This window comes from Sphingomonas sp. Ant H11 (genome assembly GCF_000797515.1).
Lineage (GTDB): Bacteria > Pseudomonadota > Alphaproteobacteria > Sphingomonadales > Sphingomonadaceae > Sphingomonas.
Genome location: NZ_JSBN01000088.1, coordinates 1 through 7,500, shown reverse-complemented (window position 1 = coordinate 7,500; position 7,500 = coordinate 1). Strand labels below are relative to the sequence as shown.

Sequence of the window (7,500 nt, the reverse complement as noted above, 5' to 3'; positions counted from 1 at the left end):
AGCGCCGTGATCTGGCGGTCGGGCAGCCAGATTCTCGCGCAGATCGTGCAATGGGCTTCCACCTTTCTCGTGATTCGGATCCTAGACCCGCACGATTATGGTCTGTTTGCGATGACAGGGGTGGTGCTGGTCCTCCTCAACATGCTCAACGGCTATGGGCTGGCGAGCGGGTTGATCCAGAAGGCCGAAATCACGCCGCGCGACATTCGCCAGCTGTTCGGCATGTTGCTGCTGCTCAACGGCGTACTGGCGGCGGCGCAGGTCTTCCTCCTCGCCCCCGCCGCCGCCGCTTATTATCGGCAGCCGATCGTCGCGCACCTGCTGCAGGTACAAGCGCTGCTCTATCTGACGACGCCCTTCATCGCGCTGCCCTATGCGCTGCTGTCGCGCACGCTCGAATTCAAGCTGCAGGCGCGGGTCAATATTCTTGCATCGATCGCCAGCGCGAGCACAGCCTTGGCCGGGGCGATGGCCGGGCTCGGTGTATGGACGCTGGTGCTCGCCCCGTTGGTTCTCTTCAGCGTTCGAGCGATCGGCATGACGATCGTCGCCAAGTCGCTGGTATGGCCAAGCTTCGATTTTCGCGGAGCGGGCAAGCTCGCGCGATATGGCGGCGTAATGGCGGTTGGCCAGCTCTTCTGGTTCGCCCAAAGCCAGGCCGACGTGTTCATCGCCGGGCGCCACTTCACCCCGCACACGCTCGGCATCTACACCGAGAGCCTGTTCCTCACGCAGGTGTTCGTCTCGAAATTCGTGCCGCCGCTCAACGAAGTCGCCTTTTCGGCCTATGCGCGAATCCAGCATGATCGCGCGCTGGTCGCCGCCGCCTTTGCGCGATCGGTACGAATCATCATGATCGCGGCGCTCCCCTTCTATTTCGGCCTTGCCGCGACCGCCGAGCCGCTGGTGCTGACGGTATTGGGCGAGAAATGGCGCGAAGCCGCGCCCGTCGTGCATTTGCTCGCGCTGGCCATGCCGTTCATGACGCTGCAGGTGTTGTTGCAGCCAGCGTGCGACGCGTGTGGACGGCCCGGGATCGGCGTGCGCAATGGTGCGGTTGGCGCGCTGGTGCTGACGATCGCGTTTGTGATCGGCGTGCGTTGGGGGGCGACCGGCCTGGCGACGGCGTGGATCTGCGCTTATCCGGTCTATCTCGGCGTCAGCCTGTGGCGATCACTGCCCGTCATCGGCACCTCGCCGCGCGCATCGCCGACGCAATCGCGCCAGCGTTGCTCGCCGCGCTGGCGATGGCACTGGTGGTGACGCTGGTCGACGAGGCTCTGCCCGCGATGCAAGCCTTCCCGCGCCTTGCCATATTGGTGGCGGTGGGCGCGGGCGCTTATGGCGGATGGCTCGCGCTGTTCGCGCGCGGCGTGGTGCGCGAAATGATCGCGGTGGTGCGCAAACAGCCCACTCCGCTCGCAACCGCCTAGGCCGACTGAATATAACTGCGCATCGCCTCGGCATCGGCCTCGATCCGGTCGATGCGATATTTGACCAAATCGCCGATCGAGACGAAGCCGATCACCGTATCGCCCTCGACCACGGGCAAATGGCGGATCCGCCGCCGTGTCATCAGCGACAGCGCACCGATCACCGCCTCGGACGGGGTCACGGTGATCGGCGGTGCGGTCATCGTATCGCCGACGCTGCGCGCCATCGCGTCTGCGCCATGCGCGTGGATCGCATGAATCACGTCGCGTTCGGAAAAGATGCCGACGACGCTGTTGCCCTCCATCACCGGCACCGCGCCGACGCGGCGCGTCGCCAGCACCGCCACCGCGTCGCCGACGCTGTGCTGCGCGGTGATCGAAATCACTTCACGGCCCTTATTGCCCAGGATTGCTGCGATCGTCATCGGCTCTCTCCTACTGCGCTCGTCATCCGAGTCTCTCAGGCGCTTGAGGATTTCACGTTTCGCGATCTATGGGAAGCAATGACGACTCCTTCCGGCCTCGATGATCCTGCTTATGCGGCCTTCGCCTGGGCGCGCTTTCGCTGCATCCTCGGCTGGATGGCGGTGCTGGCAGCGGTGTTCATCGTCGCGGCGATCGTGGTGCTGCAGCATTTTTATGGGCCAATGGGGTGGGTGGCGATCCTCGCGGTGATCGGCGGCGCGGGCGGATCGATCATGCTGAGTGCGGTGCTGATGGGGCTGATCTTCCTCAGCTCGGGCTCGGGTCACGATGAGTCGGTCGATCGGCGGGACTGAGCCGAGGGCCAACCGTCGGACGCCTGAGCGCGATGATTTCACTTCGCCCCGTTCGTTTCGAGCTAAGTCGAGAAACAGTAGCAATCGCTGTGCCAGGTTTCTCGACTTCGCTCGAAACGAACGGAACTGGTGAAAGATCACCCAACTCTAATCGCTATCCTTGATGCGATAGCCGAAGCTGCGCGTGCCGTTGGCGGGGATCTCCACCGACCACACCGCTTTGCCGTCCTTGCGCGTGAGCGTCTCGGTCATGCGCGACATGCGGGGCAAATCCTCGCCGGCGAAGCGCGCTTCGAAGCGGACGGGATAGGGGTTGGCGTTGCGCGCGGTCAGGCGATAGGCCTCCCAATCCTTGCCGCTGTCGGGATGCGCGCTTTCGATCGTCACTTGGGTGGCATCGGCGACACCGGCTTCGACCTCCTCGCCCACTGCCTTATCGGCAATCGCGCCCTCCCCGATCAACAGCGCGGTGTCGCCGCGCGGCTGGAATAAGGCGACAGGCCCCGCCGGAAGCGGCACGCCCAGCCCCTGATCGGTGCGGTTGCGCAGGCGCAGCGTGATTCGCGGCGCGTCGGCATCGCCGCCGCTATCGACCGTGGAGACATAGACGATGCTGACCGGCACCGCCGCGCGATCCAGCAAGGCGACCTGCTTTTGCGCGAGCGCGGCGACGGTGGTGCGATCGGGCACGCGGTAGAGTTTCAGGTCGCCGAGATCCTCCTGCTGGACCATCGCGCGCCGCAAGCGCGTGCCCGTGACGACGATATCCGCCTCAAATGCCATCGGCGCGGGTGCAGGCAGCGGCGGAGGCGCAAACACTGCCGCCGGTGCTGGGACGATCGGCTGCGCAAAACAGCGGAAGGTGAGCGATTCGTCGGCGACATTCCAAGTCGGATTGGGCGCGCTACCTTCGCGCTTGACCGCACCCGCGACCACCATCGTCTCGGCATCGGCGAAGCTGGTGGTGTCGCTGCTGGCGAGCGTCACCCACGCCAGCAAATCCGCGCTTTGGCCGTCGGGGCGCAACGTCGCGACATAATTGGCCTGCCAGTCAAACCCCCAGGCGAGATAGGAGAGCGTCACGGTGACACTCACCGCAGTTGGAGAATCTAGCTCAACCGACAGCGTCGGCTTGGCAGCAAGCGTAGGGGGCACGCGGTTATAGACCAGCGCATCCTGGGATGGCCCGCAATCCGCCGCGAGGAAACCGTCGCGCGTCTGCAGGATCGCGGCACCGTCCGGCCCCGAGCGGACGATCGCCGCTTCCTCGACGATGCGCTTGGCGATCGTCCGCCGGATCGTCACCGGACGGCCGAAGCTGCCCGCGTAAAGGGTGCGCGGTGAGAGCAGATCGGCATCGAGATTCTTCTCGCGCACGCCCTGCGGCAGGCCGGTGACGATCGCGCTTTCCGGCAAAATCCCCGCCGCCACGCCTTCAAAGCGCAGCGTCGTCCGCCCCGCCGGGATGGTCACGCGGCGCTGCTCGGTGATCAGTGCATAGCCTTGTAGCCAGGCGCGATCGATCGCCTGATCGGGCGCACGCAGGGCGCGCGGTAGATTGTCACGGCAACGCGGTCGGGCGCGGGCGACAGAGTCTGCGCGGGCGCCGCGCTCGCCAGCGCGCCGACCAGCAGTGCCATCCCCCAGCGCAGCACGCGCCGCACCGCGCTCAGAACCGCGTGTCGAAGGTCGCGGTGACGCTTGCCGTTCCGTTGGCGGGCACGGCGACTTGCCACACCGCCTCATCGGCATCGGCGCGCGTACTCGGCTGACTCTCGTCGGTGATCTTCGTGTCGTGCCACCAGCGCTCGAGCCCGGCCTGGGCGAGTTCGACTGTCACGCCCTGCGCGCGCGCATTGGTGAGGGTGTAGCGCATCGTCGTACGCCAGCGCTCATCCGAAATCCGCTCGCGCTTTTCGACCGTCGGCAGGATTTTCACGTCGAACGCTTCGCCGGTCTTGAGCGCGAGCTTCGATCCCATCGGCGTGTGCGGGATTTCGCTTTCGCCGATGAATTGCGGCGCACCGCGCGCATCGCGCATATAGACGCGCACCGTGCCGGCGGGCAGCGCATCGCCGAGGCCGCCCTCGCGCGACGAACTGAACTTCAACACCGTGTCGACGCTGACCGCCTCGTCAAGCTTTTGCAGCCAGGGGTTGCGATAGAAATAGCTCTTGGCGGCAGGCGCGCCTGCCACGTCGAGAAAGCTGACCTGCTTGGTCTGCGCATTGGCGATCGTGGTGCGCTCGGCGAGCGGATAGAGGTAGAAATCGCCGAGTTGCTCACGGCGCGCCGTCTCGGTGCCGGGCTGGTTGCCGCGTGGGCCGGGCGTGCCGCGACCACCGTAAAAGCTCGGGCGATTGCCGCCATCCGCCGTGCCGACCGCGCCCGCGACCAGCAGCGTCTTGGCCGCATTGAAGGTCGTGCCGGTGGTGTTGGTCAGCGTGATCCAGCCCTGCACGTCGAGCTTGCCGGCTTTCTCATCGAACAAGGCGACATAGTCCGCCTTCCACCCCAGCCCGCGCGAAAGATAGTTGAGCGTGGCCGGGCGCGTGCCGCATTCGCGCTGTCGAGCGTCACCGACAAAGTCGGCCGCGCGCGCAAATTGGCGGGGAGAGAGGGGAATACCACGCGACCAGTGTTACGATCGAGAACCTCGATGCGGTCGCCGACCTGGACGATGGTGCCGCCGTTATTCGCGAGCACGCGCGCCGCCTCGCGCGTTTCCGCACCGGTGGCGGGGTTGGTGCGCACCAGCGTCACGCTTTGGCCAACCGATTTGTTCATCAAGGTTTGGGGCGACAGCAGGTCGTAATCGAAATTCTGCTCGATGATCCCGGCACCGGCGGCGGTGAGCGTCACCGTCTCGGGGCGGATCTGCGCCGAGACATCCGCGAACTCCTGGCGCGATCGACCGCGCGGCAGGGCGAGCTGGCGGGTATCCTGGATCAGCGCCAGATCGTTATTGTAGATGGTGACCGACAGGTCCCCCTGCGCGCTGCTCGCGACCGGGTCGGGGGCAGCGCTTTGCGCGTTCGCCACGCCGGGCAAGCAGAGCATCGTCGTCGCCAGCCACATGCGCATGTCATCGCTCTCCCGTTATCGCGGGCCTAGGCTATGGATATAACAACGGCGTTACAATCCCATAGTCAGGCCCGCTAAACGGAGCGGCGGATTACTCGCTTGGCGTGCTGGTCGTGCTGCCGGGTGGGCGGCCGCGACGGCGGCGCGGCTTCTCGATCAGTTCGCCATCGCTGTCAGGCTCGACGACTGCAGAGAGGTTGAGCGACGGCGGCAGGCGATCGGCGGTGAAACCGCTATCCTCGCCAGCATCTTCCACGACGGCAACCGCAACGGGCTCGCGCCGGGGACGACCACGGCCGCGACGCGGTGCCGCTGCAACCGCCTCGACCGCGACCACGCCTTCGACGGCGGGTGCGCCTTCAAAGGGCACGATCGTTTCGACCGACACCGCTTCTTCGCTCGCCTCGGGAGTCCGCGCTACGCGATCCTCACGCTCGTAGCGGTCGCCGCGTGGACGGCGTTCGCCGCGTTCTTCGCGCGGAGCATCGGTCTGCCGCTCATAACCGCCTTCGCTGCCCTGGGCGTTGCCATTTGCCCGGCCACGGCCACGGTCGTCATAACCCTGGCCCGCGCCGCGCGCTTCGGATGCGCCGTTTTGGGGTGCGGTGTTCTGGTTGCCGTTTTGCTGATGGCCGCCATTCTGGTTGTAGGAGCGATTGCCGTCCTGACGCCCATCCTGACGATTGCCGTCCTGGCGATACCCGTTTTGCTGGCCGTTGCCGTTCTGGCCGCCACGCTGCTGATCGCCGCGCGGCTGCTCCGGAACGCGCTCGCCTCATCTTCATAATCGGGCTCGTCTTCATCGAGGGTCGCGCCCTGAATGCGGCGAGTCGACGGCGCGCCGCCATTTTCCTCGAAGCGCGCGCGGGTCTCGGCCAGCACACGAAAGTAATGATCGGCAAATTGCAGATAATATTCGACGTTGACGCGGTCACCCTGCATCTGCGCGTCGCGCGCAAGCGTCTTATACTTCTCGAGCAATTGGGCGGCATTGCCGCGCGCGCGATTGTCGATGCGATTGCCGGTATCCTGGCGACCCGGATTGCCACCCGACGAGCGCTGCTGCTGCCCGCCACGGCCGCGACGGCGGCCGGCCTGACGATTATTGATCAAGTTCTTGTTGTCCTGTGCTTGGAAACCAACCCGGCCGTGCTCCAACAAATCTGGATGCAAATGCCCCCGGCACCGCCGCCGACCATCGGCAACGCGCGCCCGCCACGGTCGCCGGACGACAGCGACTGCATGACTAAGGATGCAGGCTACAGCCCGTTTTCAACCAGTTGCGATGAAAACGCGAGCCCCTGCGCCGTTCAATAGCGACTGCAAAGCCAATCGCCAAGCGGAATATTATGACCGTCGCGTGACCAATTCGGACGAGTGCGTTGCGATCAACGCGCGCGGACGCCCACCGAGATCATGGCGCAGCGCCACGGCAAACCCCTGCGCTTCCAGCAGCGCAGTGACGGCGGAAGCCTGCGTAGCCCCAATCTCAAGGATCGCGGCCCCACCCGGCGCAAGCAAGCCGGGTAGTTGCGGGGCGATGCGGCGATAGTCGTCGAACCCGTCCGAGCCCGCGAACAGGGCAGCGCCCGGTTCATGGTCGCGAACCTCAGCCGGAAGGTGCTCCTGCGTGCCGATATAGGGCGGATTCGAAAAGATCAGGTCGAACACCTCGGTCACGCCCTCGCCCCAATCGCCGCGCCGCAAGGTTGCGCGGGCCGCCAGCCCAAGCGCAAGCCGGTTGCGCTCGGCATAAGCCAGCGCCTCGGGCGACGCATCGACGCCCAATCCGGTGGCCGCAGGCCATTGGTCGAGCGCCGCCAGCAACAAGGTGCCGGGTCCGGTCCCCAGATCAAGAATGGTCTTGGGGCCAGCCGTGCCGAAATGATCGACCGCCGCCTCGATCAGCGTCTCGCTATCGGCGCGGGGCACCAGTACGCCGGGGCCGACCGCCAGCTCGATCGTCCAGAAGGCACGACTGCCGGTAATATAGGCGATCGGCTCATGCGCGAGCCGCCGCGCGAGCAGCGGGCCAAAGCTGTGCGGCGTGGGGGAATCGAGCCGCTGCAGCAACAGCGTTTCGCGCGAAATGCCCAACGCGTGCGCCATCAGCAATTCGGCATCGAGCCGCGGGGTCGCCGAGACAGGAGTAAGCGCGGTGGTTGCCGAAGCGAGCGCGCCTCTAACTCCCCTCCCGCTTGGGG

At 65.9% G+C, this 7,500-nt stretch carries 7 protein-coding genes and 3 pseudogenes (1 of these 10 only partly in view); 3 read left to right on the top strand and 7 right to left on the bottom strand.

The genetic code is table 11. From position 1 onward, the window contains the following. A pseudogene (locus NW75_RS15770) lies at positions 1-1,433 on the top strand (lipopolysaccharide biosynthesis protein); it begins 60 nt to the left of the window's first position. Here the strand turns inward: NW75_RS15770 and NW75_RS15765 are convergent. Continuing rightward, positions 1,430-1,858: a CBS domain-containing protein gene (locus NW75_RS15765; protein ID WP_033966133.1), complete on the bottom strand. Its 429-nt coding sequence runs from the start codon at positions 1,856-1,858 to the stop codon at positions 1,430-1,432. The pseudogene NW75_RS15770 and the gene NW75_RS15765 overlap by 4 nt on opposite strands. A gap of 78 nt (positions 1,859-1,936) precedes the next feature. Between NW75_RS15765 and NW75_RS15760 the strand changes: the two genes are divergently transcribed. After that, positions 1,937-2,212, top strand: coding sequence for a hypothetical protein (locus tag NW75_RS15760; RefSeq protein ID WP_033966132.1), 276 nt, complete (start codon positions 1,937-1,939; stop codon positions 2,210-2,212). A 147-nt stretch (positions 2,213-2,359) separates the two neighbouring features. Here the strand turns inward: NW75_RS15760 and NW75_RS15755 are convergent, their stop codons facing one another. From NW75_RS15755 to NW75_RS26725, 4 genes and pseudogenes are all read right to left on the bottom strand, one after another. Beyond that, positions 2,360-3,685, bottom strand: a complete 1,326-nt coding sequence (locus NW75_RS15755; protein ID WP_231565248.1) for a DUF4139 domain-containing protein — start codon at positions 3,683-3,685, stop codon at positions 2,360-2,362. Between the two features lie 17 nt (positions 3,686-3,702). After that, complete coding sequence (locus NW75_RS26730; RefSeq protein WP_231565247.1) at positions 3,703-3,876, bottom strand: hypothetical protein; 174 nt, start codon at positions 3,874-3,876, stop codon at positions 3,703-3,705. 5 nt (positions 3,877-3,881) lie between these two features. Beyond that, positions 3,882-5,296 (bottom strand): annotated as a pseudogene (locus tag NW75_RS15750) (DUF4139 domain-containing protein). Positions 5,297-5,387: 91 nt separating this feature from the next. Then, positions 5,388-5,684 (bottom strand): hypothetical protein, encoded by a 297-nt coding sequence (locus NW75_RS26725; protein ID WP_033966131.1) that lies wholly within the window; start codon positions 5,682-5,684, stop codon positions 5,388-5,390. 240 nt (positions 5,685-5,924) lie between these two features. Between NW75_RS26725 and NW75_RS26720 the strand changes: the two genes are divergently transcribed. Continuing rightward, on the top strand, positions 5,925-6,083 hold the full coding sequence (locus tag NW75_RS26720) for a hypothetical protein (RefSeq protein WP_231565249.1): 159 nt from the start codon (positions 5,925-5,927) through the stop codon (positions 6,081-6,083). 134 nt (positions 6,084-6,217) lie between these two features. Here the strand turns inward: NW75_RS26720 and NW75_RS26715 are convergent. After that, positions 6,218-6,409: pseudogene (locus NW75_RS26715) on the bottom strand (DUF4167 domain-containing protein); the annotation flags it as partial. 234 nt (positions 6,410-6,643) lie between these two features. Further along, a partial coding sequence (gene prmC, locus NW75_RS15735) for a peptide chain release factor N(5)-glutamine methyltransferase (protein WP_052192454.1) occupies positions 6,644-7,500 on the bottom strand: 857 nt, incomplete at its 5' end.

Bases quoted from the DNA above. Each gene is read 5' to 3' on its own strand.
- NW75_RS15765 (WP_033966133.1), bottom strand. From the start codon at position 1,858: ATGACGATCGCAGCAATCCTGGGCAATAAGGGCCGTGAAGTGATTTCG.
- NW75_RS15760 (WP_033966132.1), top strand. From the start codon at position 1,937: ATGACGACTCCTTCCGGCCTCGATGATCCTGCTTATGCGGCCTTCGCC.
- NW75_RS26720 (WP_231565249.1), top strand. From the start codon at position 5,925: ATGGCCGCCATTCTGGTTGTAGGAGCGATTGCCGTCCTGACGCCCATC.